Origin of the sequence: Paenibacillus sp. FSL K6-1558, from assembly GCF_038002565.1 — a bacterium.
Taxonomy (GTDB): domain Bacteria; phylum Bacillota; class Bacilli; order Paenibacillales; family Paenibacillaceae; genus Paenibacillus; species Paenibacillus polysaccharolyticus.
Map to the genome: position 1 here is coordinate 4,241,822 of NZ_JBBOCV010000001.1, position 23,793 is coordinate 4,265,614.

Annotated in this window: 21 protein-coding genes; 12 read left to right on the top strand and 9 right to left on the bottom strand. The window is 45.3% G+C overall.

Annotation, left to right across the window (positions count from 1 at the left end; all coding sequences use genetic code 11):
• Positions 1-6: 6 nt before the first annotated feature.
• Positions 7-756: an amino acid ABC transporter ATP-binding protein gene (locus MHI38_RS18440; RefSeq protein ID WP_276539760.1), complete on the bottom strand. Its 750-nt coding sequence runs from the start codon at positions 754-756 to the stop codon at positions 7-9.
• 403 nt (positions 757-1,159) lie between these two features.
• On the opposite strand from MHI38_RS18440, the gene MHI38_RS18445 reads away from it, so the two are divergent.
• Positions 1,160-2,776: a glycosyl hydrolase family 28 protein gene (locus MHI38_RS18445; protein WP_154891469.1), complete on the top strand. Its 1,617-nt coding sequence runs from the start codon at positions 1,160-1,162 to the stop codon at positions 2,774-2,776.
• Between the two features lie 168 nt (positions 2,777-2,944).
• On the opposite strand, the gene MHI38_RS18450 is transcribed toward MHI38_RS18445, so the two are convergent.
• Positions 2,945-3,796, bottom strand: coding sequence for a helix-turn-helix domain-containing protein (locus tag MHI38_RS18450; protein ID WP_154891468.1), 852 nt, complete (start codon positions 3,794-3,796; stop codon positions 2,945-2,947).
• A gap of 277 nt (positions 3,797-4,073) precedes the next feature.
• Between MHI38_RS18450 and MHI38_RS18455 the strand changes: the two genes are divergently transcribed.
• Positions 4,074-4,532: a cupin domain-containing protein gene (locus MHI38_RS18455; RefSeq protein WP_090919039.1), complete on the top strand. Its 459-nt coding sequence runs from the start codon at positions 4,074-4,076 to the stop codon at positions 4,530-4,532.
• Positions 4,533-4,687: 155 nt separating this feature from the next.
• Here MHI38_RS18455 and MHI38_RS18460 read toward each other — a convergent pair whose 3' ends face one another.
• The 3 genes from MHI38_RS18460 to MHI38_RS18470 all read right to left on the bottom strand — a co-directional run bounded on the left by MHI38_RS18460 (position 4,688) and on the right by MHI38_RS18470 (position 7,153).
• On the bottom strand, positions 4,688-5,539 hold the full coding sequence (locus MHI38_RS18460) for a hypothetical protein (protein WP_154891467.1): 852 nt from the start codon (positions 5,537-5,539) through the stop codon (positions 4,688-4,690).
• Entirely contained in the window at positions 5,536-6,054 is a 519-nt protein-coding gene (locus MHI38_RS18465; RefSeq protein WP_154891466.1) for a sigma-70 family RNA polymerase sigma factor, read from the bottom strand. Before MHI38_RS18465 ends, MHI38_RS18460 begins: the two co-directional genes overlap by 4 nt.
• 271 nt (positions 6,055-6,325) lie before the next feature.
• Positions 6,326-7,153, bottom strand: a complete 828-nt coding sequence (locus tag MHI38_RS18470; protein ID WP_154891465.1) for an aldo/keto reductase — start codon at positions 7,151-7,153, stop codon at positions 6,326-6,328.
• A 382-nt stretch (positions 7,154-7,535) separates the two neighbouring features.
• Here MHI38_RS18470 and MHI38_RS18475 point away from each other — a divergent pair, with 382 nt between their 5' ends.
• From MHI38_RS18475 to MHI38_RS18485, 3 genes are all read left to right on the top strand, one after another.
• A complete protein-coding gene (locus MHI38_RS18475; RefSeq protein WP_154891464.1) occupies positions 7,536-7,814 on the top strand; it encodes a 2TM domain-containing protein in 279 nt (92 codons plus the stop codon).
• Positions 7,815-7,932: 118 nt separating this feature from the next.
• The gene (locus MHI38_RS18480; protein ID WP_261764649.1) at positions 7,933-8,862 is read left to right on the top strand and encodes an SDR family oxidoreductase; all 930 of its coding nucleotides are present in this window, start codon (positions 7,933-7,935) and stop codon (positions 8,860-8,862) included.
• 298 nt (positions 8,863-9,160) lie between these two features.
• The gene (locus tag MHI38_RS18485) at positions 9,161-10,417 is read left to right on the top strand and encodes a DUF445 domain-containing protein (protein ID WP_154984949.1); all 1,257 of its coding nucleotides are present in this window, start codon (positions 9,161-9,163) and stop codon (positions 10,415-10,417) included.
• Positions 10,418-10,544: 127 nt separating this feature from the next.
• Here MHI38_RS18485 and MHI38_RS18490 read toward each other — a convergent pair whose 3' ends face one another.
• From MHI38_RS18490 to MHI38_RS18505, 4 genes are read right to left on the bottom strand one after another with little or no spacing between them, the layout of a single operon-like run.
• Positions 10,545-10,898 (bottom strand): YxeA family protein, encoded by a 354-nt coding sequence (locus tag MHI38_RS18490; RefSeq protein WP_154891481.1) that lies wholly within the window; start codon positions 10,896-10,898, stop codon positions 10,545-10,547.
• Between the two features lie 28 nt (positions 10,899-10,926).
• A complete protein-coding gene (locus MHI38_RS18495) occupies positions 10,927-11,658 on the bottom strand; it encodes an ABC transporter permease (RefSeq protein WP_154891461.1) in 732 nt (243 codons plus the stop codon).
• Positions 11,659-11,670: 12 nt separating this feature from the next.
• Positions 11,671-12,420 carry an ABC transporter permease gene (locus MHI38_RS18500; protein WP_090918850.1) on the bottom strand — a complete coding sequence of 250 codons (750 nt, stop codon included), beginning with the start codon at positions 12,418-12,420 and terminating at the stop codon, positions 11,671-11,673.
• A complete protein-coding gene (locus tag MHI38_RS18505) occupies positions 12,420-13,337 on the bottom strand; it encodes an ABC transporter ATP-binding protein (RefSeq protein ID WP_154891480.1) in 918 nt (305 codons plus the stop codon). Before MHI38_RS18505 ends, MHI38_RS18500 begins: the two co-directional genes overlap by 1 nt.
• Positions 13,338-13,495: 158 nt before the next feature.
• On the opposite strand from MHI38_RS18505, the gene MHI38_RS18510 reads away from it, so the two are divergent.
• The 7 genes from MHI38_RS18510 to MHI38_RS18540 all read left to right on the top strand — a co-directional run bounded on the left by MHI38_RS18510 (position 13,496) and on the right by MHI38_RS18540 (position 23,766).
• The gene (locus MHI38_RS18510) at positions 13,496-14,209 is read left to right on the top strand and encodes a response regulator transcription factor (RefSeq protein WP_154891459.1); all 714 of its coding nucleotides are present in this window, start codon (positions 13,496-13,498) and stop codon (positions 14,207-14,209) included.
• Positions 14,209-15,594, top strand: a complete 1,386-nt coding sequence (locus MHI38_RS18515; protein WP_154891458.1) for a sensor histidine kinase — start codon at positions 14,209-14,211, stop codon at positions 15,592-15,594. The genes MHI38_RS18510 and MHI38_RS18515 overlap by 1 nt, the downstream gene beginning before the upstream one ends.
• A 276-nt stretch (positions 15,595-15,870) precedes the next feature.
• The gene (locus MHI38_RS18520) at positions 15,871-16,053 is read left to right on the top strand and encodes a type A2 lanthipeptide (RefSeq protein WP_161556976.1); all 183 of its coding nucleotides are present in this window, start codon (positions 15,871-15,873) and stop codon (positions 16,051-16,053) included.
• Positions 16,054-16,163: 110 nt separating this feature from the next.
• Complete coding sequence (locus MHI38_RS18525; RefSeq protein WP_341181512.1) at positions 16,164-19,508, top strand: type 2 lanthipeptide synthetase LanM family protein; 3,345 nt, start codon at positions 16,164-16,166, stop codon at positions 19,506-19,508.
• Positions 19,501-21,723 carry a peptidase domain-containing ABC transporter gene (locus MHI38_RS18530; protein WP_341181513.1) on the top strand — a complete coding sequence of 741 codons (2,223 nt, stop codon included), beginning with the start codon at positions 19,501-19,503 and terminating at the stop codon, positions 21,721-21,723. Before MHI38_RS18525 ends, MHI38_RS18530 begins: the two co-directional genes overlap by 8 nt.
• 406 nt (positions 21,724-22,129) lie before the next feature.
• Positions 22,130-22,411, top strand: coding sequence for a hypothetical protein (locus MHI38_RS18535; RefSeq protein WP_154891455.1), 282 nt, complete (start codon positions 22,130-22,132; stop codon positions 22,409-22,411).
• A gap of 17 nt (positions 22,412-22,428) precedes the next feature.
• Positions 22,429-23,766, top strand: coding sequence for a hypothetical protein (locus MHI38_RS18540; RefSeq protein ID WP_186809805.1), 1,338 nt, complete (start codon positions 22,429-22,431; stop codon positions 23,764-23,766).
• Positions 23,767-23,793: the final 27 nt, after the last annotated feature.

Sequence of the window (23,793 nt, forward strand, 5' to 3'; positions counted from 1 at the left end):
AAGAGGTTAATGATGGATCAGGCGGCTAAGGAACTGTTGTGCTCTTTCTTCTCGGGGATTGTCAAAAAAATCTACTGCGGGAGCCTCTTCGACGATCCGGCCCTCGTCCATGAAAATGACCCGGTCTGCCACCTCACGGGCAAATCCCATCTCGTGGGTAACGACGACCATGGTCATGCCGTTGTGGGCAAGGGAGCGCATCACATCCAGAACCTCCCCGATCATCTCAGGATCAAGGGCGGACGTGGGTTCGTCAAAAAGCATAATCTTCGGTTCCATGGCGAGTCCTCTCGCAATGGCTACACGCTGCTGTTGTCCACCGGACAATTGGGATGGGTAACTGTCTGCTTTATCGGCAATGCCGACCCGTTCAAGGTATTTCATAGCGGTTGCTACGGCTTGGGCTTTGGGTTGCTTACGCACCTTGACGGGTGCAAGAGTGATGTTGTCGATGACTTTTTTGTGGGGATACAGATTGAAATGTTGAAAAACCATGCCGATGTCGCGGCGGAAGAGGTTGATGTCCACCTTTTTCTGATGCAGAGGAATGCCGCTGACAACGAGCTCACCTTCACTGATGGTCTCCAGGCGGTTAATACAACGGAGCAACGTACTTTTGCCAGAACCTGAAGGTCCGACAATAACGACGACTTCTCCTTCTTCGATACGAAGATGAATATCCTTGAGGACATGGAAATGACCGAAATGCTTTTGCACACGTTTAAATTCAATCAAGAACACACACCCTTTCTGCAATGGAGAGTAAAAATGGGATAAAAAGGCATTATTGCAAAGTGGTTATTTAATCATACATAGACATCCTGCTGATAGCAATTGGTCTGTAATAAAACGTGACATAAGTAATGGGTTTTATAGGGCTATAGCCCAAAATTACGTTATATATATGTTATATAGTTGGTTTTCTTGTGACGAATGCTGACAGAAAAATGAATCAATACTCCTAGTTTATTTACAATGACTGGAATTGATGTATGCTGTAAACTAAAAATAGTGTCTTGTTTTTATAGACGGGCTAACAAATATAAATAACAAATAACATCAAGTTCACTCTGTACATGGCAAAAAAGCTTAACCCGTCACTACTGTGCCGTTGATATGATGAAACGAGAGAACCGAGTAGAGAGGATGATTTCATACCATGAATATATATCGCTCCCCATTATCTGCAGGGTCAGGCAGTGCAACTGAACTTCAAGCATACGAAGTGGATTTGCCCGAGATTCCTAAAAATGATTTTCATATTACCGAGTATGGTGCCGTTGGAGACGGTATTACAGATAATACAGAGGTCTTTCGGTTGGTTATTGCGGCATGTGCAGACGCAGGTGGAGGCAGGATCATCATTCCTGCCGGCGTGTGGCTCACTGGACCGATCGTGCTGCGTAGCCGAATTGAACTGAATGTGCAAGCCGGCGCACTGGTAACCTTCAGTCAGGATTTCAACAAGTATCCTCTTATTGCATCAAGCTTCGAGGGTTGGCAGGTTGTACGTTGTCAATCTCCAATTGATGCAGACGGGCTCGAAGATATTGCGATTACGGGTGAAGGCATCTGGGATGGCGGCGGTGAAGCCTGGCGTCCGGTGAAACGTTCCAAAATGACGGCTGGCCAGTGGAAGCGACTGCTTGCCTCTGGTGGTGTTGTGGAAACGTCAGAAACGACGGATGAACAGATCTGGTGGCCTTCCCAATCTGCGATGGATGGCGGTGCCATTGCCGAGAAACTCTACCTGGAAAAAGTACGTGATCTTGCCGCGCATCAAGAGATCCGGGATTTCTTGCGGCCGAACATGGTTAGCTTGCGCCAATGCAAACGGGTTCTGCTGGAAGGGCCTACTTTCCAGAACTCACCGGCCTGGAACCTGCATCCCTGGGCATGTGAGCATGTGACGATTCGTAAAGTGAATGTGCGAAACCCGTGGTTCTCCCAGAATGGAGACGGGCTGGATATTGAATCATGTCGTCATGTTCTGGTAGAGCGGAGTATATTTGATGTTGGTGACGATGCAATCTGTATGAAATCAGGAAAAGATGCCGAGGGGCGTGAACTCGGGCTACCATCGGAGTACGTTACGATTCGGGATTGCACGGTGTATCATGGTCATGGCGGCTTTGTGATCGGCAGTGAAATGTCCGGCGGTGTAAGGCATGTCCGGGTAACGGATTGTACGTTTATCGGCACGGATATTGGTCTGCGTTTCAAGAGCGCACGCGGACGCGGGGGGATCGTTGAGGATATTCAGATTGAGCGCATTTATATGAAGGATATCATTATGGAAGCTATTTCGTTTTCCTTTTTCTATGCCAATATGGAGGGGTCTGCCCGCGGTGGGGACCTTGCAAAAGAGGTCAGCGAAGAAACGCCGGTGTTCCGCGATATTCGCATCTCGGATGTGGTCTGCGCGGGAGCCGATACGGCATTATTTGTTAGCGGTCTACCGGAGATGCCTCTGGACAGCGTAAGTATCGAACGTTACAGCGTGGAAGCTCGTACTGGCATTCAGTGTGCTCAGGCAAAACATTTACAGATTACAGGGCTTCAGGCACAGATCACCGAAGGTCCGCTTATTCATCTTCATAACTGCAAAGGCGCTACACTGGAGGACATTAAAGGTGTGGGTGCGGATGGGAAGCTATTGAAAGTCACTGGACTTGAATCTGCGGGGATCGTATGTCGGGAAACGGATGCAGATACGGAAGGACGGCAGATATCGGTAAGTCCGGAAGTCCGAAATGGAGTTATCATTCGTAGATAAACGGTGTGATTTTTTCGTGCCTATTAGAAGTGTAATAGGGCAGCCATGTATGCAGTCCAGTCATCGCCTGAACTTCTCCTGAGATGGAGAAGAGCACATGCTGGAGCTGGAACACGGCTGCCCAATTGATTTTGTATAGGAAGAATAGGTCAGGACAACATGTCACATTCATCGATGCTCTTTGCGATAACGCAGCGGCGTTGTGCCTGTGATCTGTTTAAAGGTTTTGTTAAAATGAGCAGTATGCTCAAATCCGACCTTCTCTGCGATAAATTGAACCCGCTCTTGTGTTGAAAGTAATCTTCGCTGTGCCTCTCGAACTCGAACGATACGCAAATATTCGCTGAAGCGAAATCCGGTAAGCCTGCTGAACATTCGGCTGAGATAAGAAGGGCTGATATAAAAACGGGCTGCAGCATCTTCCAAAGTGAGCGGTTCGGTGTAGTGTTTATTGACATAGGTTACAATCTCGCTGATCTTGTCCTGCATCGGATGTAGCGAGCCTGGATTGGATTCCCGAATAACCTCCTGTGCCCGATGGACAAGAATCAGAAGTTGAGCCAGCAGACTACGTACGGCGATCTCATAATGAGGGCGTCGTTCTTTGCATTCCTGAAGCATCTGCCACAGGATGCGCTCGATCTCTGGTTGATCTGACTCGGGAAGGCGGAGGAGGCTGGAGCATTTGAATGGCAGCAGGCCACATATGCCTAGCTCCATGCCCGTGGCAAAAGCAGGCGAAAAACCAATGAGAATCCGTTCGAAGCCAGGTTTGTTGCCTTTGGAGGTGGTGTGTACATCATGCGGGTTGATGAGAACCAAGTCACCTTTTTGCGCAGGCAAAATCTGTCCATTCATGGAGTATACCCGTTCACCTTCGAGCAGGTAATATAATTCGTAAAAGGGATGAGCATGAGGTTGCGGCATCGCACTCCCGTCATGTCTTCGCATATATTCTATGGTAAAGGCATAATCACCAATCCGATACTTGGGTCCGATTCGATCCTCAATGAGACTCATTAGGCAACTCCTCTCCACTTCAGCTTGGCGTTGATACTCATATCATAACGGAAAGTAGATAATTTTGTAAACGCTATCATATAGAGTGAGATTGCTTTTTGTGAAGATAGATATCATTCATCAGGGACGGGGGGATATTGTGGAGAAGGTGGACGAATGGAAGAATGCCCGTTATAAAGGTGACAAAACGGACATGTTGTTTTAGAGTAAGGAGAGCGAGGTCATGCCCCAGTTTGGGAGTATCCCCGAAAATGAATTGGAAGGAAGGAAACAAGTTATGACAGCACATGAATTATCACCGCTCGTAGCTGCGCTGGATATGCAGCCTCACGTTGAAGGTGGTTGGTATAAGGAAGTTTGGAAAGCATCTTATCAAATCCCTCAATCCGTATTACCGGACGCTTACTCTGGTCCACGCTTCTCAGCAAGTTCAACGTATTTCTTGCTTCATGCTCATGAGATCTCCGAGTGGCACACGGTGCTTTCGGATGAGCTGTGGTTATGGCACAGCGGCAGTCCAATTGAATTGAAATTGGGTGGCAACGGCGAAAACCCGGAGAATGAGGAAGTGCTGATTCTCGGCATGGATATCGAGGCAGGACAATCTCCGCAGGTACTTGTGCCTGCAGGTGTATGGCAGACGGCACGACCATTGGGCGATGAGCCGGTTCTGGTCACTTGCGTCGTAGCGCCAGGTTTTCACTTTGATGACTTCAAGCTGGTATCCAAAGGATAAGCTTATATTTAAAACTTTAAATTTAAAAAACCGATTCAGATATGCTTCAGCATCTGAATCGGTTTTTTTGAGTGCTCTTCTTTCTTGCTCTTACATTTCTCATATCTCCTTGATGTTCATTGTGAATGCTTTGCATGTCCGATGGAGAATACTGCTCACTTCGGATTTTCATTACTCATCCAGCTGTCTACATAAAACTCTCCATTATACTCCGGTAGCTTAGCGAGTTCCTTAAGCTTGAGTTCAGCTTCTTCCGCGGTAGAATACTCACCGATAACAGCCGTGAACTCATCCGTAGACGTTTTAAGGAAGGAGATATCCTCATCCGGATAAGATTCTTTTAATATACCCATGGACTCGCCAAAAGGCATTGATTCTGTACGGAGTGAGAACATCTTTCGAGGTGTGACTGGTTTGCCGTCAGAAGTCAGCTTCACTTCCAAATATCCAGGGTTCTTGAATTCCGTGACGGAATACTGTACGCCTTCTTTTAAAACAACAACGAATCCGACGGAGGAGTCGTCTAGAATCATGGAACCATAGACATCTTTTACTAAAGGTTGAGTCATGAAGTCGTTTTTTACTTTCTCCATATCCATGTAACGTGCACCGCTGAATGTAAAGAGGATACGATTGGGTGCTGACTTGTGTACTACATTATAATAAGGTGCGTCATTCGTCTGATCCTGGTCATCGGTACTAAAATGAATTTTAAGCGTATTTTGCGTTGCGTCCGAACCCACGGTTACTCCATCGGTAATCTTACCGCCATCGCCGAATTGTAATACTTGAACAATCGTTCCGACCACAGGTATTTTGACCATAGCATTTGCAACTGTAGGAATGTTGACGATGAACAGAAAAGCTGCACATGCTGCCAGAGCAGAAGCATAGCGAATGAGACGAGATGATTTTTTGCGAGCAGCCGCTTTTCGCTGGGCTTGACGAATAACCTCTGTAAGTTGAGCCGGGATTTCAATGTTTTCATAACGTTCTTTACTTGTCATAGATCTCCAACCTCTCCTTCAACTAAATCCAATTTTAATTTATTGATGATCCGATAAAATTTTGACTTGACGGTATTCTCAGATAGGGAGAGCACTTCAGCGATTTCTCGAAAACGCATATTATCGAAAAACTTCAATATGATATAGGCTCTATCTTCAGGCACGAGGCGATCGAGCGCATCGTACAGATCCATCTTTTCTTCTATGGAGGCTCCTCGCTCTGGAGCTGCGAACTCTTGCACATGATCCTCCATATAAGTTACGCGCTGGCTGCGACGAATATGGTCGATCGATGTATTGATTACAATCCGTGACATCCAGGAATCAAAATAGGTCATGGAATCCATTTTGCCATAAGCAATATAACCTTTGTATGTGGCTTCGGATACGATGTCCAATGCTTCTTGTTCATTTTTCACATAGCAGTATGCCAGTCTGTATAATTTGTTTTGGATCGTTGTTATTTTTTCGCTGAACTGTTCTTCCTTTGTTTTTCTGCTGTTCAGTCTAATCAATCTTGTTCCCCCCTGATCAACCTAAATAATATTCAAGTCCTCGTGTATTCCAGGCCCGGATTGGTGTAGAGTGCTTGAGTTGTTTGATACCCGTTAGACTGATAAGGAGGCAAAATAGTTTTAAGGCTTGCAAAAAAAATATGTAATCTCTATTACAAAGGGGCCATACCTTCATTTTTCACAACGAAGTCTGTGACTATAACCTACACAGAACCATATCAAAACACCCGCTCTTCCAGAAACGAAGGCGGGTGTAGTTCAATTCAATATGTCAGAAATTAAAATTGTCCGGATCGGAACCGAAACGCTTATTCTCGTTCAGACCGTTAATCTGTTCAATCTCCTCAGCTATTAACTCGAAATCATATAGCTCGGTATTGGCATGAATGCGCTCAGGTGTTACCGATTTCGGGATGGTCACGATGCCGTTTTGCAGATCCCAGCGCAATATGACTTGTGCCGGTTTCTTGCCGTATTTGGCAGCGATGTCCTGGAGCAAAGGATGCTCCATCAGATTACCTTGTCCAAGTGGAGACCAGGCTTCAATCTGAATCTCATGTGTACTGCAGTAGTCGCGTAGTTCCTTCTGAGTCAGGAGCGGATGAAGCTCGACCTGATTGACCGCAGGTTTGATGGTGGCATCCATCAAGAGATCTTCCAAGTGGTGAGTCTGAAAGTTACTCACGCCGATGGCGCGAACACGTCCTTCTTTATAGAGTTTCTCCAGTGCTCTCCATGTATCTTTGTACTTGCCTTTGACAGGCCAGTGGATCAAGTAGAGATCGAGATATTCAAGCTCCAGACGTTGCATGCTTTCTTCGAAAGCGGCAAGCGTGCTCTCGTAGCCTTGGTCACTGTTCCATACTTTGGTTGTGATAAACAAATCTTCACGAGCAATGCCAGATTCACGAATGCCTTGAGCGACACCGGATTCGTTATTATATACTTTGGCGGTATCGATGCTGCGGTACCCAGCTTCAATCGCTGTTTTGACGGCACTTACAACCTCATCTCCGTCTTTCACTTTGAATACGCCAAAGCCAAGCCATGGCATCTTGACTCCATTGTTGAGTGTGGTTGTGTCCTGAACGTGTTTCATGATCTGTCATTCCTCCTCTGATTCTTCTGTGAATTTCCTATATATAGAGTACTACGATATTAGTAATCGGTCGAATTTTCAAGAATATAACCTTCGCAAAATCAGATAATTAAATTTATATAATTTTGATTTAAACCATATTTAGTGTTTATGATCTATTTATTTAAACAATAGTAACTATTTACAATATAATGGTTTATGATTCTAAAACACTATGATATAGTTAATTTAGTATATATATCCTATATAGGAATCTATATATTTACAAAATCACATCGGTTTGTTAAGGCTTTTTGCTATTTTTGTAACTTAATAGGCTCAGGCCTTCAATGAAGTTTGTTTTGCCTGTAAGCGGTGTTTCCAAAAATCTGAGAAGGTAGGTATAACTTTGGAAAAAAACAATGAAGATTATGAGCAGGCGTTAAAACGGGTTAAAGCGCTTAAGGATTTTTATATTCATCTGGTGGTATACATTCTTGTGAATTCTGGATTGATTATATACAATCTGATTTTCTACCCGGATAACATATGGTTTATATATACGTTGTTAGGATGGGGAATTGGAGTGATCGCACATGGGTTTACTATTTGGGGTGGTGGATCTATATTTGGTGCTGAATGGGAGAAGAAGAAAATAGAAAAGTACATGAACAAAAAGTAATTATGGGTATATTGGCTCCTTAATAAAGAAATTATAGTGGGTCCGGTTTGGTGTATATAGTTTGTAGATTATACATAATTATGGATAAAGGGAGTTGTTGATAACGGACACGAGCGAATTGCACGTTGTAGTAGGTACAGGACCATTAGGGATGGCAGTCATGGAACAGTTATTATTAAGAAACAAGAAAGTGCGAATGGTTAACCGAAGTGGCGAGATTGATTCATCGGCTAATGTAGAAGTAGTTAGAGGGGATGCAACTGATGATTTAGAGTTCAGCAAGGCTTGTTCGGGGGCTTCTGTTATCTATCATTGTGCCAAGGCTCCATATAAGGAATGGCCTGAGAAGTTTCCACCAATTATGGATGGAGTGATACATGCAGCTATAACTGAGAATGCGAGAGTTGTATATGCAGATAACTTGTACATGTATGGACAGACGAAATCCAAAATATCTGAGGACTTACCCAATCGAGCTACAGGACGTAAAGGCGTGACTCGTGCAAACATGGCAGAGACATTAATGGATGCACATAACAAAGGAAAAGTGAAAGCTGTGATCGGTAGAGCATCGGACTTTTACGGTCCAGGAGTGTTGGATTCTGCTCTGGGAGAACGTGTCTTTGGAGCTGTCCTTGATGGTAAGCCATCAGAGGTGTTAGGAAATATAGATTTGCCTCATACCTATATATATATTAAAGACTTTGCAAAGGGGCTTGTGGAGTTGGCAGAGGACAACGATTCTTATGGGCAGATATGGCACATCCCGAGTGCAGAGACAACGACGACCAGGGAAATAATCGCGCGTATTTATAGATTGAAAAATCAGGAGCCGAAGTTTCGAGTAGCACCTAAATTTTTTGTGAACGTGATGTCCCTCTTCAATTCTGATATGAGGGAACTTAAAGAAATGTTGTATTTGTACGAAGCTCCGTTTGTTGTCGATACAGAAAAATACGAAAGAAAATTTAAGAAGAATGTAACTTCACATGACGAGGCCATATTAGAGACATTGGCATGGTTCGAACAAAGAGCCTCTACAAGATAGTATGTTCAGTGTATTGCACGACCCTTCTATATCTATAGAGGGGTTCTTCGATTTTATTGGCACAAAAATGAAGGTTTGGTTTTGACGTTTGTGGGTGATAAGATGAGGTATACGAAAATCGACGGAAGTGTAGCATGAATAGTGGATCTTGATCATGATTCTTGGAGGGATACCTTTAGGAGGAATCTTATCCAAACCATGAAATCGTATGCTTTTACATAATCAAAGTCAATCAAGCGTAGTGATCTCGTATGACAAGTCGAGCTCGCGCGATTAACAATAAAGGAGCAAATTAATCATGGCTAAACCTAAAAAAACCAAAACGGCAGCAGCCTGGTCTCTCGTCATTATGGGAGCAGGTTTCGCAGCATCATTGCCATTCCAGGGGGTGCCGGTAGGTAAACTGCTGGTTGGTTCGTTTGAAGCAGGACTCGTGGGTGGACTTGCGGACTGGTTCGCAGTAACTGCGTTATTCCGTCATCCGCTAGGTATTCCGATTCCCCATACGGCGTTACTGCCGAAGAACCGGGATAAGATGACGGAAGGTTTGGTCTCCGCTGTGGAGAATAATCTGCTCAACAAGGACAGCATTACGGAGAAAATTGCTGGCTTCAAAGCAGCTGAGATTGTGCTGGATACTTTGGGCCGGGAGCTGCATAGTGACGGCATCAAAACCATGATTGATACGTTGTGCAAACGTATTTTGGCCGGGCTTCCGCTAGAGCAGATCGCTCCGATTGTGGCCAAAGAGATCAAGTCACAGGCCGGAGCGTTTGACTTGGGGCCGATTCTCGAACGGGCCGCTGTACAGGTAACTGAGCGAGGGTATGATGCTCAGGCTCTGGATTATGCGTTGAAACAGGCAGAGGAGTGGCTGGTCAAACCGGAAACGATTCTGTTCCTGGGTGAAAGTGGCATGAAAGCTATTAGTGGTATCCAGATGAATGGACTCATGCAGTTTGCGATGAATGCGTTCATGGGTTATTTGAATGAAGACCGTCTGGGCGGCATTATTCAAGGATATCTCTTTGACCGGGTAGAGGATATGAAACGGGAAGGCAGTGCGCTGCGTTACAAAGTGCTGGATATGCTTCGTACACAGGCCATGCGTATTGCGGTGAGTGAAGCTGTGCAGGATGGCCTTAACGGGTGGAAGAATAATCTGCTGGATGGCTGGAATGCTGAGGAAACCGTGCTGAACAAGCTCATCGAGATGCGGGATAAAGCACTAGTGGCGATGGAGGATGGTCGTTATGTGGATACGTATGCACTACCTGCAATAGAGAAGGTTTTGGCTGATCTGCGTGCAGATGATGCGTTAATGACAAGCATGAATGGCAAGATTGTAGAAGGTGTCACCACACTGCTGGAGAAAAATCACTCCAAAATCGGGAATCTCGTGCGCGAAAATGTAGATAAAATGGATAATGCTTCACTCATCTCGCTGATTGAAGATAAAGTAGGTCAGGATCTGCAATGGATTCGGATCAACGGTGCGGTGACCGGATTTATTATCGGGGTCTTACTGACCGCGCTACGGATGGTACTTGAATAAAAGGGAAGGCCGGGCCGATCTGGCTGGCCAGCAAGAAGAGCCGCTCGTGTGTAGAGCAGGCTCTTTTTTAGTGTCATCGTAATGATGTGGTTTGTTATCTTGTTGCTAGCTTGGGATGAGAGGTGGATTATTTGGAGGTTAGTTGCTTGGCTTGAGCGGGCAATTCATCTGCCGTCACTTCTTCCCAGTGCGTTACACCACGTATTGCGGCTACATAGAGCTTCAAATATGCACCACTTTTAAGTGATTTTCCTGTAGAAAAGTTTAATGTTTTGGATTTTCCCTCATCCGTATAACCGACTAGTTTGTAGCTGTATCGTCCATTTTCATCCTTGTTTACTTCAGTCTGATTCACAACCGTATAATAGGTTGTTTTGCCTGCTGGATTATCAGGTGTCAGTTTAGCCGGGTCCATGAATATAAGCCACAGGCAAGTCAGAATCACAAGCACTAATGCGAGAATACCGAGTGATTTTTTCATCATAGTGCACTCCTTTACAGATTGGAATTCAGGATGCTGCAATATCTTTATATTTTAGGTAGCGAATCGACCAGATGGCAAATAGAAGAATGAACAAGCTGTTCATAAATAAAAATACCATATTCTCTGAGGTAGTCAGCCCTTTCTGACTAAGCACACCCATACCGATCGTGAGCAGGGAAAACGGGAATAACATGCCAATCTTCAATACATACATGCCTAATCCAAAAAAAACTGCACAAAGGCTGATACCAATAGGTGTAGCAAAGCTGCGTATCCGAATGGATAACCCAAGTTGAAGTGAAGCGATGGAAAGAGAAGCAAACCACCCTCGTAGGCTCCAGACCAGAATTTCCGTTGGAAACTCGCCCGGAATGTTGAACATCTTGCCCGCAGCCCAATACATCAGCATGAAAAAGGCTTGGGCGAAAAAGATCAATAGGCCAACAATGACCAATTTGGCAACAAACAGACTGGTGACACTTAACGGCGAAGCCAGAACCATGTTCCAGTTGCGGTTGCTATGCTCCAGACGGCATACAAAGGCACAACAGATGGCGATGAGAATAGGCAGGAAGAATTCCCCGTAAAATAAACTGACCTGTGTCCACAAGCTGAACCAACCATTTTGTAAAGCGGCCTGGTTAAAATAAAAGTTAAAACATCCGATAAGCAGGCTGATAATAGGCAGGATTGCCAGTACCAGACCGATCCGGGAACGCCGAAGTTTAAGCCATTCGGCAGAGATACTCCTCAGCATATAGTTCCCTCCTTAGATTTCTTGTCTCGAGGCATGAAAATTGCCAGCAAGATAGAAGATGATCGTCATGCACAGGGCCGCTAACAATAGGCCGACAGGCAACATTCCAGATACATAGGTTCCTGAAGAGGCGCTGTAAATGTAAGTGACCGGGTTCAAATCCAAATAATAAGACCAGATAAACAAGTGACGAATAGCGGCTGGGAACAAACCGGATGTGGTTCCAATGAATCCTCCCAGCATGCCCAGACACAAAGCAAACGCCTGATTGCGGACGGTCAGCGACAACCATTGCTGTAGTGCTGTAATGGCAAGTGTAGTTAATAACGTCCCAACAACAAATTGCACAAGCAGGGAGAGTGGGATGGAACCGGAAATGTTTTTGGATAGACCAAAGCCCACGATAAAAATGGCCTGTGCTATGATGCCATACAGGATCAGACTGTTTGCACAGATATATTTGGCGGTGTAGACATGATTTCGCCCCGTATTGGTAGTCATTAACATCTTCCAAGTGTTCCCCTTATGCTCCATATCACAGATGCGGGACACCACAATCGCCGATATGATCGGCAGAAACAGACCATTCATCGAAGCGATGCTGAAAATGAGTGCTTCCCAGCTGGCATTACTCGCGCTTCGAGAGATCGAGATGCTCATGGACATGGCAGCCCAGATCATCTCTGCAGCAAGGAACAGGGTAATCATGATCCAAATCTTTTTGCGCCGGATTTTGTAATACTCCAGAGATAGAGCTTTCATTACAGGCTTCTCTCCTTTCCAGTCAGATCAAGGAAAATGTCTTCCAGACTCTTTTTGTGTTCCTCAATGCGAGTGACCGGAATGTTCTGTTCCACAAGCGCTTTATTCAGCTTCGATACTTCTTCGTCGCGAAGATACTTCAATATGAGCTGATTTCCATGAACTTGTGGCATATAGCCATGAGTTAGTAGAAGTTTTTCTGCTTTTGCCGGCTCGGGGGTCTGAAAACGGATCGTGGCCTGATTGTTAGCCTGTAGACTCTGCATGGTACCTTGAAACAACAATTTGCCATCACTGATAATGCCCACGGAGGTTGCGATCTGTTCGATCTCGGATAACAAATGGCTGGAGAGCAGCACGGTGATGCCATATTGACCAGGCAGGGACTTGATCAATTCTCTGATTTCACCGATACCGGCAGGGTCAAGCCCATTCGTAGGTTCATCCAGAACAAGCAAGTTGGGAAAAGCAAGTAAAGCCATGGCAATGCCCAGCCGTTGTTTCATACCGAGTGAATACTGATCGGCCTGTTTATGTTTCTGATTTTCCAGTCTTACAATTTTTAAGGCTTCATCGATATTTTTGCTTGGTACATTTCGCAACCGCTGCATCACCTTCATATTTTCAAGACCGGTCAAGTGACCATAATACGAGGGGGATTCAATCAATGAACCGGTTTGGCTCAGAATGGCGGGTCGATGTGTGGTCAAGTCTTTCCCAAAGACCTTGACCGTACCTTCACTAGGTTTGATCAACCCTAGCAACATTTTTAACGTGGTCGTTTTTCCTGCTCCGTTCGGGCCTAGAAATCCAAAAATTTGCCCCTTCTCAACCGACAAATTCACTTGATGCACACGATTCATACCGCCGTATGATTTGGACAGATTATGCGTTTCGACAATGGGGGAAGTGTTTATCATTGATTTCATCTCCATTTCACGGTGATCTCTGTTAAGTTCAATATAGATCAGACGTCTTGCTCTTGGCTGAAGATAACCTTACATTTACCTTAAATAGAATTGGAAAATATAGGCTTATATTCATGTCCTGATGTATAATGAAAAGGGTGATACGAATGGACATAATGAAAAACAAGAAAATACTGATTGTAGATGATGAACCGGAAATCCGTGAGATGATCGAACGCTTTTTGCGTAAGGAGGGCTTTTTCAGAGTCTATACCGCAGGTAATGTGGCCCATGCTCTGGCAATGTGCAGAATAGAGAAGCCGGATGCAGCCATCCTGGATATCATGTTGCCAGATGGAGACGGATTCTCCTTGTTGTCTTCTATTCGTTCCTTCTCGGACATGCCTGTGCTATTTTTGTCAGCGCGAGGGGAGGATGAGGATCGTTTACTAGGTTTAGGTTTGGGAGCAGATGATTATATGGTCAAACCTTTTCTTCCAAGAGAGCTGATTCTTCGGCTCATGGGCATTTTGAAAAGGGTATACGCTTCCAATACGATAGAAAGATTGCCTGTATTTCGTCTAGGTGGATTAACCATTGATTTGGAAAGCGCTGTCGTTCATGGGAAGGGAACAGAACTTCCACTGACAGCCAAGGAGCACGCTATACTGGTCAAACTTTATGAGAATCAGAACCGGATTGTAACCAGTGATGCACTATGTCAGGCCGTTTGGGGAGATGAGAGTTACGGATATGAGAATACCCTAATGGTTCATGTTCGGCGGATTCGGGAGAAAATCGAAGAGGACCCGTCTAAACCAGTGTTTCTGTTAACCGTCCGTGGGCTTGGTTATAAACTGATGACTCAGGAGACTCGATAATGGATGGTTTGGTTCGTATTCTAAGAAGATTTGTCGGCTCTACCATTCTTGTATCTGTTGTACTGCTTTTATTTAATCTCGTATTGCTGGGTTCATTGATCTTCAAGGAAATTCACGAAGGACCTTCCCCCAGTGCTGTTGTCAAACAGGTCGCAGGCAGTTTGAGCAAGAGCGAGCAGGGGGAGTACACATTACAAAGTAAAGGGATGGAGATTCTCGCTGAACATCAAGCCTGGGCGATGCTTTTGAATCAGGAGGGTGGGGTGCAGTGGAGTGAGCGTCTTCCAGCAGAAATCCCTCTTACTTACAGTGTGACCGATGTTGCTAAATTTTCTCGATACTATCTTAAAGAGTACCCGGTATATGTGTGGGAACGGGAAGATGGACTTTTGGTGTTGGGGTATCCCAAAAATACGTATGGAAAATACCAGTTCGATTTTTTGGCGGATTGGCTCAAGTCTCTACCGGTCAGGATTGTACTGTTATTGATATGCAATGTGGCACTTGCGCTACTTATCTCATTGCTAATCGGAACCCGTGTCATACGAAGCATTCGCCCGTTGATCGATGGCATTCATGCACTTGCTAAAGGAGAGTCGGTGCAGGTTGAAACCAAGGGCATATTCAATGATTTGTCTGAAAGCATTAACTCGACCTCCCATATGTTACAGGAGAAAAATGATGCGCTAAAGGCAAGGGATGAGGCACGATCCAACTGGATATCAGGGATATCGCATGATATACGGACGCCATTATCCATGATTTTGGGATATGCCAGTGAACTGGAGGAGCAAGCGGATCTAACAACCGAGCAAAAGCAACAGGCATCCATTATCCGGCGTCAGGGGGAGCGTCTGCGATCGCTCGTCAGTGATTTGAATCTGGTATCGATGCTAGAGTATGAAATGCAGCCCCTACAGATGAGATCCATTCGGTTGCCTGTTCTGGCAAGGCAAGTAGTATCTGATTTTTTAAATAATGGTCTGGACGAGCGTTATCCGATATCGTTGAATGTTCAAGACGAAAGTCTGTATGTGCAAGGGGATGAACGATTGTTATATCGAGCGGTAACCAATCTGGTGCAGAACAGCATCAGACACAATCCAGAGGGGTGTGCAATCGAATTGATGATCAAGCGTGAAGTGCAAAGTGGTTACGCACAATTCATAGTCTCCGATGATGGGAAGGGAATTCCCGAGGAAGATCTGCTTGATGTGCTGGTTCTTCCTTATACGGCAGGTCGCATAAGACCTCCACGTCATGGGCATGGTCTCGGACTTCCAATGGTATCACGGATTGCTCAAGCCCATCGGGGGAAGCTTCTGCTCCAGTGCAACAGCCAAGGAGGGCTTCGCGCAGTATTGGAACTGCCTGTAACGGTATGAGAGTTGCCTGTCTCAGGACAGGTTCTTTACAAGCACATGCGTATAACAACGTAATATAGAGAATTAATAATTTAAAGTAAGATCTAGTCGATTTTTGGGATGTTCCAAAGAAGGTAAAATAAGGATTTACAAAATCTAGCAAAGTGTGATAGAGTGAAGACAGAAGTAGATTACATATTTTATATTTAATGTAAATATATGTTTTGTTTGAATAAACTCCGGTGTTTAGCTTATTTAAGCTATACATATACAAAAAATTGAATGGAGGTTTTTTCAATGAAACAATTCAATCTCGAAGCATTAGCAGCAATCGAGGACATCAGTGATGATGAACTGATGGTGGTTACAGGGGCGTTGGCCGCAATCGAGGATAAGAAAAGCGGCGGTGTATTTTGCACAGTGAGTCATGAGTGCCATTATAATTCTGTTTCACCTTCTTCCTGGTTGACTTGTTGTTAATTCTGAATTCGATTTTCTTCAAGCACATAGCTGATCTCAGTTATGTGCTTGAAGTATTTATATGGCGTTTGCCTGTTTACCACCATTGATTTAGAAAGGGAGAGAAAACGATGAGCATACAGGAGCAGTTGAATAACTCCCGCTGGGGTGATGCTTTATATTTGACAGAGAAATACAAGCAGTATGAACTTGAAGTTGCTGCCGAGCCTTCCGCTCATGGAGATGCAGTATCCTCAAACGATGTAAGAATGAAGTTGTGGCTGGATCAGTTCTTTCAGGATCAGGAGCAATTAGCGGATCGATTCCAGGCTGAATCTATGGACATGAATAAGGTGAATAGTCTATTTCAAACTCCAGATTTCCAGTACGCGTTTACAGATATGGGCTGGCATCAGGAGCTTCGGAAGACGTTTCTTGAGAATGAGCATGAGGATATTACATATTTCATCGAGGGCAATACAGAGGAAATCCCTTTTTTTGAGTTTTCACAACCTTTTCTGCAACGATCTATTCAGATCATGACAGAGGGTCTTTCAGAAGGATATGAGTGGCTGGATCGGCGCCGTGTCATCGGGCTTGTACTGAAGACCGTCTCGGATAAAGTGTTTCACTTGTCTGCGAAGACACTCATCTATGAACTAAATAAAGCTCGGCTCCAGGAGGAATTGATAGGTGAAGATTCCCGGCAGAGATATTTGCATTTTGTAAGCGAGAAAATTCAGTCCAGAGAACAAATTCTCAACCTGTTACTGGAATATCCGGTTCTTGCCCGAGGTATTGCCGAGCAGACGTTGCGGATCAATCAGAATATGATTCGGGTTCTGGAGCGATTGACGGCCGACCGTCATGAACTGGAATCTTTGTTTGATTTTAAACTGGACAGGCTGGAGGATATCGTATTTCTTGGGGATTCCCATAATGGTGGAGCCAGCGTGCTGCGGTTGAAATTTACCGGGGACGTTGATGTCATGTACAAGCCAAGAGACATGGCAATTGATACTGCATTTGCTGGTATACTACATTGGTTTAATGAACAGGAGATTGGATTGCCTTTCCGGATTACCAAAACGCTGGACCGTTCCGAGTATGGCTGGCAACAATATATTTCTTACGAGGAAGTAACCCGGGAGGAAGAGGCAGAACGCTTTTTTGAGAGACAGGGACAATATTTAGCGATTCTATATGCATTAAATGCAACGGATATGCACATGGAAAATATCGTTTCCCAAGGAGAGCATCCGTTCTTCGTAGATCTGGAGTCTTTGCTGCACAATCAACCCTTCAAGTATATGGATGAGAAGGAGCAGTATACGGCACTGGAGAAGACCCTTTCGATATTGAATGATTCCGTATTAAAAACAAGCATGCTCCCTACGCTGGACTCCAACGCCTTGTATCATAGTGATCTGAGCGGGCTTGCCGGAGATGTGGAACAGATTCTCAATACCTATGAGGTTCACGATAAAAACACAGATATGATGAGGATCAAACGAAGCAAGATTGCTGTAAGTCGGTTCAGTCACCTGCCATCTTACAATCAAACGCCAATACAACCCGAACGCCATATCCATCGTTTAAAAGAAGGGTTCTATCGCACTTATCGTTCCATCATGGAGCAAAAAGACCGTTTCATCATGGCAGTACGCCACCATTTTCATGGGTGTGCTGTGCGGACAATTGTTCGGCCAACCGTGACCTATTTTACATTAATCGAAGCCAGCTCTCATCCTAAATATTTACGCAATGGGCTGGACAAAAGTCTGCTGTTTGACATGATGTGGGCCATCGTCCGGCAGGATCGTAACCGTGAGAAACTGGTCAGCTATGAATGCCATGATCTGTTGCACGGAGATGTGCCCATGTTCAAAACATTAATTGGTGAGAAGGTGCTGTTTCATCATTCGGATAATCAAGCCATTGAGGGTGTTTATGACTCGGATATCTTGACCCAGACGGAGACAAAGGTTCGGGCCATGAATGAAGATGATATGGATATGCAGTGGGAATTTACGGAGCGTACACTGCAAACGAAGTATGTACTGGAGCGCTCGTTCGCTATGGAGAAGAGTACAGCGAGTGTACGGCCAGAGGCGTTGAACGGGCATCCAATCTCCACGACCCGAGCTGATTACTTACGTGAAGCGGTAAGGATTGGTGATTATATTAAGGATATCGCGATCACGGGAGATGAGGGCAGCACCGTATCCTGGATCAGCATGGGCATGGATGCGGACGAGAAACTGATCTATAAATCCTCGGAACTGGGTCTATACAATGGGGTCACGGGCATCGCTTATTTCTATCTTTATCTAGGTCAAGAGACGGGTGACGGGAAGTATACGGAGATGGTCGATTTGTGTATCCAGACGGCCTGGGAGATGATTCGCAAAAACATGGACAGAAATATCTCTCTGTTTACAGGTTACGGATCACTTCTCTATTTGTTAGTGCATAAAGCGAAGGTATACTCCCAGCAGGATGTTCACCCGGAACTGCTCGAACTGCTGGATATACTGGATGAGATGATCGAGGAAGATGAGCGGCTGGATGTCATCTCAGGTTGTGCAGGCACATTAATGGCATGCGTGGATTTGTATACGATGTTCCACCTGCCTAAGGCACTGGACATAGCTACAAGATGCGCAGATCGTCTGCTTAAGCTGGCTGGGCCGATGGAACAAGGCTTGGCATGGGTGACATCGGCGATCAATAAAGTGCCCCTTAGCGGCATTGCACATGGAAACGCAGGCATATGTCTGAGTCTTGCCCGTCTGTACCGTGTTACAGGTCACGAACCTTATTTTGAAGCTTGTTTGGAAGGAATTAAATATGAGAAATCGATCTACAGTTCCGAAGTGAACAACTGGAAGGATCTCCGGTTCACGGATGGCAATATGTCGGAAGAACATTATGTCATGTATTGGTGTAATGGCGCACCCGGTTTGGGTATTGCCCGGGTAGGAACAGCACAGGAGTTAAGCTTCCGCGGGCCTATAGATGTGCTGGAAAAAGACATTCGCCGAGCGGTGACCAAGACTATGGAAGATGGTTTCACAGAAGTCAGTTATTCACTATGTCACGGAGATATGGGGAATTTGGAGCTGATCTTGCTCGCAGCCGACTATTGGCAGGATGAAACGTTAGAAGCATACGCTTATCAAATGGCTGATTATATCATGACCAAGGTTAGAGAGGATAACGGTCACTGGAGATGCGGCATTCCGAGTCGTCAACAAATACCAGGACTTATGCTGGGTCTGGCCGGAATCGGATACCAGTTACTGCGGCTGTATAATCGGACACTGCCTTCTGTACTTATGATGGAAGGGCCGGTAAGCCATGAACTGAAGGATGTAGAGCAGGTCACGCAGCAGGATAGAGTGGAGATGGCTTTTACCAGACAGCAGGAGTATACGGCAGAGCCGTCATCTGAACCGGGACAGCATTATGCCTAAACGTTCAGTATTTAGCCGTCTGCGTGGCAAGGCACAGCGAAAAATTCCTGTTAAATTGCAAATGAATCAATACGACTGCGGGCCCAGCTGTTTGCATATGTTGCTTGCGTACTACGGCTATGAAGCCGATTTTACCGATCTGAAGGAACGATTTGCCATGCTGGGGAGCGGTCGTGACGGAAGTTCCATGTTGAAAATGAAGGAGGTAGCCGAAACCTACCATCTGAAAGGTGTAGCCAAAAAGGCACCTGTGCCTTCACTCAGCAATGATTTCTTGCCGATCATCTGTTTCTGGGAGCAACGACATTTTATTGTGCTTGAGGAGATTAAGGCTGGTAAGTTATATACCATTGTTGATCCTGCCATGGGAAGAATGACGATCACTAAACAGGAGTTCGAAGAGAAATATTCAGGTATTTTTCTGCTGGTATACCCGGATGAGGGGTTTGTCCCTTTTTCAGAAAAAAAGATGAGTAAAGTAGCGTATTTCAAAGATTTGATTCGCAGCAACAAAAAGTATTTTGTATGGGCCGTATTGCTTGCCCTGGGATTACAGCTTGTATCGGTGCTTTTTCCGTTCCTGATGCAGGTTTCGATTGATGCGGTAACGGGCAATGAGGGATACTCCATTTTTCCCGTGTTGCTCACCAGTGTGGCTTTATTAACCTTGTTTCAGATCGGTTTTGGATATGTGAAAGATATGTGGATCGTGCGCCTTCAGGAAGTGCTGGATTCGCAGTTAACCACCAATTTTGTGTCCCACATGTTGAAGCTCCCGTATCAATATTTTGAGATTCGCTCTCGCGGAGATCTGATGATGCGAGTCAACAGCAATGTTACCATCCGGGAAATTTTGTCGCAAAAAATGATTTCCACGTTCATCAATTTATTTTTAATTGTGGTGACGTTTACCTACATTGTCATTCAATCACGCATTATTGCGTTCACGTTGCTAGGTATAGGAATAACACAGGTTCTTATTTTTGTATACACGCGCAGCAGGTTCAAAAAACTGACGCAAACTCAGATTGTAGCTCAGAGCTTGGCAGGATCTTTTATGACCGAAGTGTTAGAAGGGATTTCAACAATTAAATCTCTCGGTATCGAGCAGCGCACGGAAGAAAAATGGCGGGAGTTATTTAAACGCCAGCTTGCCACGGTGAAGGAAAAGGCTATTTTTCAAACTCGAGTTAACACGATAACCAATACTTTGAATTTTATGACACCGATGCTCATTTTGCTTGTGGGTTTGTACCAGATTATGCAGGGCAACATGACGTTAGGTATGCTTGTTTCATTCCAGTCTCTGGCTGCACTTTTTTTGGGGCCGCTTAATTCACTTGCCTTGATGCTGAATGAGTTCGTAATGGCGGATGCGTTGCTGGATCGGATTTATGATGTGATTTTGGCAGAAAAGGGTCGGTCTTTTCAGAAGAAACCAAATGAGATGGTGCATGTTGCCGAGCTTCAGGGTGATATTACGATTGACCATGTGAGCTTCAAATATACGGAGTACAGTAGTCCTGTGCTTAATGACATTAGTATGACCATTAAAGCAGGACAGAAGGTGGCTCTCGTTGGCAGATCTGGCTCTGGTAAAAGTACTCTCGCTAAATTGCTAGTGGGGTTGTACACCCCTACACAAGGAAATATTTATTTCGATGGCATTCATGCGGAGGAATTAGATCCTCAACATATTCGTGATCAAGTCAGCATCGTTCTTCAGGATAACTTCGTGTTTAACAATACCGTTTACGATAACATCAAGCTGCATGCGGAAGAAGCAACTGCAGAAGAGGTAATGTTTGCTGCAAAACTTGCCGATATTCATGCAGATATCGAACGCATGCCGATGAAATATAACACGTTAATTTCGGAGGCAGGCTCTAATCTGTCCGGGGGACAGAAACAACGGGTAGCTCTTGCACGGGCGCTTGTGAGCAGGCCCAAAATTCTGCTTTTGGATGAAGCAACCAGCGCACTGGATACGTTAACGGAATCTACGATTGCCGGGAACTTAAGCATGTTGAAATGTACGCAAATTATTATTGCTCACAGGCTGAGCACCATTCGAAATGCCGACACGATCTATGTGCTGGATCAGGGAGAACTTGTCGATGCGGGAACACATGAAGAGTTGGTTACAAGGTGTGACGCGTATCAGAGACTCGTAGGAGAGCAGCTGAATGAGGCCCAGCTCAGACAATATGGATAGAGCATGTTATTTATGAGGTGTCTCTGCTTCGCTGGGCCTGGATAAGAGGGTGTCATTTATAATCAAGCTTTCTTTTTGACACCAGCCGGTGCTCGGAGGAAAGTTTTTTTTATTTTTATATGGAAAAAGTTAGGGCCTAAATGGTACAGCAGTCTTAGAAGCGGGTAATATACACCCAAATATAGGCATGAATCAACTAGGAGAAAAGTTTCAGGAAAACGCTCCTGTGAGCGGATGTGCCTTATGTTGATTTTGTACTATGATGCATGTAACAGGTGAAGGGGGCGCTCTTTACTTACACAGGTTTGAGCCAAAAGGGGGAATTGCTATTCCGCGCACAAAATGGATGAGAAGTTTATTCGCACTGATGATGGTGTTCACTATATTGCTGGGAGGGTGTCAGAAGATGACAGAGAGTGAAAAACAGGCGTTGTACCAGGAAGCTGAGAAGGTTGTGGTGCAGCACTTCAAAGAAAAGTTTGAACTGGATGTGGTCGTTACGAGCAAGGAACTGCTGCCAGAGATGGCGATGTCGCAGATCGGACTGAAGGGGCATGTGAAGGATCATGACGATCAGACCTTTGGCATATCGTACGATTACAAGAAAAAAATCACCAAAAATCTCGTGATTAGTCCCGAGCTCGAGGAAGTCATTAAAGCTAAAGGACATGATCCATACGCCAAATAAAAGGGGAGGTGCAGTGATTGAGTAACGGCAGGAACATTGATGATGAAACGTACAAAACCTTATCGGAGTTAGCCTATCAGGATCAAAAGGCAGGTGACCGTCTGACGGAGCTTCCCGGCTGGCAAGTACTGGAGGGCACAGAGAGTAATAAATTTTCCGGCTTCGATGCCGTAACGTTTTATAATCCGGAGACCAAGGAGGCAGTCATTGCCTATCGGGGAACCGAGGGGAGTGCCTCTCTGGACCGCTCGGTGCCTGATTTCGTGATGGATGCACGCATCGGGGGCGGAGAGTTGATCCGCAAAGGGCAACAAGACACGGCACAATTTGTAGACAACCTGACACCGGATTGGCTCGATAGAGGCGTTCAGAATATCAAAGATTCCACAGGTATTTCCAAAGTGGAGAACTGGGCTGGCGACAGGGTAAGAGATGTACAAAACTGGACGGGCGATCGAGTAAAGGATATCGAAAAGACCTATTCGCCTACGGGCTGGGCTAACCAGATGTATCAGTCGGAAGATTATGCGAACCATATGAAAGAAAAGTATGGCGATCTGAATTTCTCTCTGACAGGACATTCTCTCGGAGGTGGGGATGCGCAGTATGCTTCCGCTTATACAGGTCTTCCTGCGGTTACATTCAGTGCACCTTCAGTGATGGGCAACTTGACTCCTGAGATGCGTCGGCGGGTAGAGGCAGGTGAGTTGGATGGCCAAGTGACGAACTATGCGAGTCCGGGCGATCTGGTCGCTAGCGGAACGTTAGGCGGATATGATCGTCATGTAGGTTCTACGTATTATATTGATTCGAATTACGCAGATGCCAATAATGGTGTAAGTCTGATTGATAAAATCAAGAATACATTTGGCGGAGAAAACTACCACAGCCTGGATCAGTATAACTTCAAAAATGGTTACATTTCCAACGAGTTGTATGATCCGATCACGGGTGAGCGGGTTCGTTATTCGCCACGACTTATGGAGAATCTGGGACCGCTGAGCAAAGCGGTAGGTCCGATGGGGCTGAGAGGCGGTGCCGGCAGAGGAGCGGCTGCGGCGCTGGGATCTGGTCTAATCCAGGTTACCCCGGAGGAACTGAAAAGTGTGGCTTCCCGCTGGAAACAAAATGCCCAGCAGTGCAATGCCGAGTTGAATCAGGTGCGGACACGTATGGCTCAGTATTTACATACAAGCCGTAGCCGCAGACTGGAGCCCATTGTGACTCACTTGGATGCGTCTATCCAGGAGCTGAGCACATGGCATATGAAGCATACGAGCCAGTTCCTGAACTTTATTGAGGAAAAGGCGGAGGCTTTCCGGCAAGCGGATGAGAGTCCGGTACATTTTAACTAGTTATAAATGACAGGCTGGAGAGATAGC

Coding starts and splice junctions, on each gene's coding strand:
- MHI38_RS18470 (WP_154891465.1), bottom strand. CDS start 7,153: ATGAAACACGTTCAGGACACAACCACACTCAACAATGGAGTCAAGATG.
- MHI38_RS18495 (WP_154891461.1), bottom strand. CDS start 11,658: ATGCTGAGGAGTATCTCTGCCGAATGGCTTAAACTTCGGCGTTCCCGG.
- MHI38_RS18500 (WP_090918850.1), bottom strand. CDS start 12,420: ATGAAAGCTCTATCTCTGGAGTATTACAAAATCCGGCGCAAAAAGATT.
- MHI38_RS18525 (WP_341181512.1), top strand. CDS start 16,164: ATGAGCATACAGGAGCAGTTGAATAACTCCCGCTGGGGTGATGCTTTA.
- MHI38_RS18460 (WP_154891467.1), bottom strand. CDS start 5,539: ATGACAAGTAAAGAACGTTATGAAAACATTGAAATCCCGGCTCAACTT.
- MHI38_RS18530 (WP_341181513.1), top strand. CDS start 19,501: ATGCCTAAACGTTCAGTATTTAGCCGTCTGCGTGGCAAGGCACAGCGA.
- MHI38_RS18445 (WP_154891469.1), top strand. CDS start 1,160: ATGAATATATATCGCTCCCCATTATCTGCAGGGTCAGGCAGTGCAACT.
- MHI38_RS18535 (WP_154891455.1), top strand. CDS start 22,130: ATGACAGAGAGTGAAAAACAGGCGTTGTACCAGGAAGCTGAGAAGGTT.
- MHI38_RS18515 (WP_154891458.1), top strand. CDS start 14,209: ATGGATGGTTTGGTTCGTATTCTAAGAAGATTTGTCGGCTCTACCATT.
- MHI38_RS18490 (WP_154891481.1), bottom strand. CDS start 10,898: ATGAAAAAATCACTCGGTATTCTCGCATTAGTGCTTGTGATTCTGACT.
- MHI38_RS18520 (WP_161556976.1), top strand. CDS start 15,871: ATGAAACAATTCAATCTCGAAGCATTAGCAGCAATCGAGGACATCAGT.
- MHI38_RS18455 (WP_090919039.1), top strand. CDS start 4,074: ATGACAGCACATGAATTATCACCGCTCGTAGCTGCGCTGGATATGCAG.
- MHI38_RS18450 (WP_154891468.1), bottom strand. CDS start 3,796: ATGAGTCTCATTGAGGATCGAATCGGACCCAAGTATCGGATTGGTGAT.
- MHI38_RS18485 (WP_154984949.1), top strand. CDS start 9,161: ATGGCTAAACCTAAAAAAACCAAAACGGCAGCAGCCTGGTCTCTCGTC.
- MHI38_RS18510 (WP_154891459.1), top strand. CDS start 13,496: ATGGACATAATGAAAAACAAGAAAATACTGATTGTAGATGATGAACCG.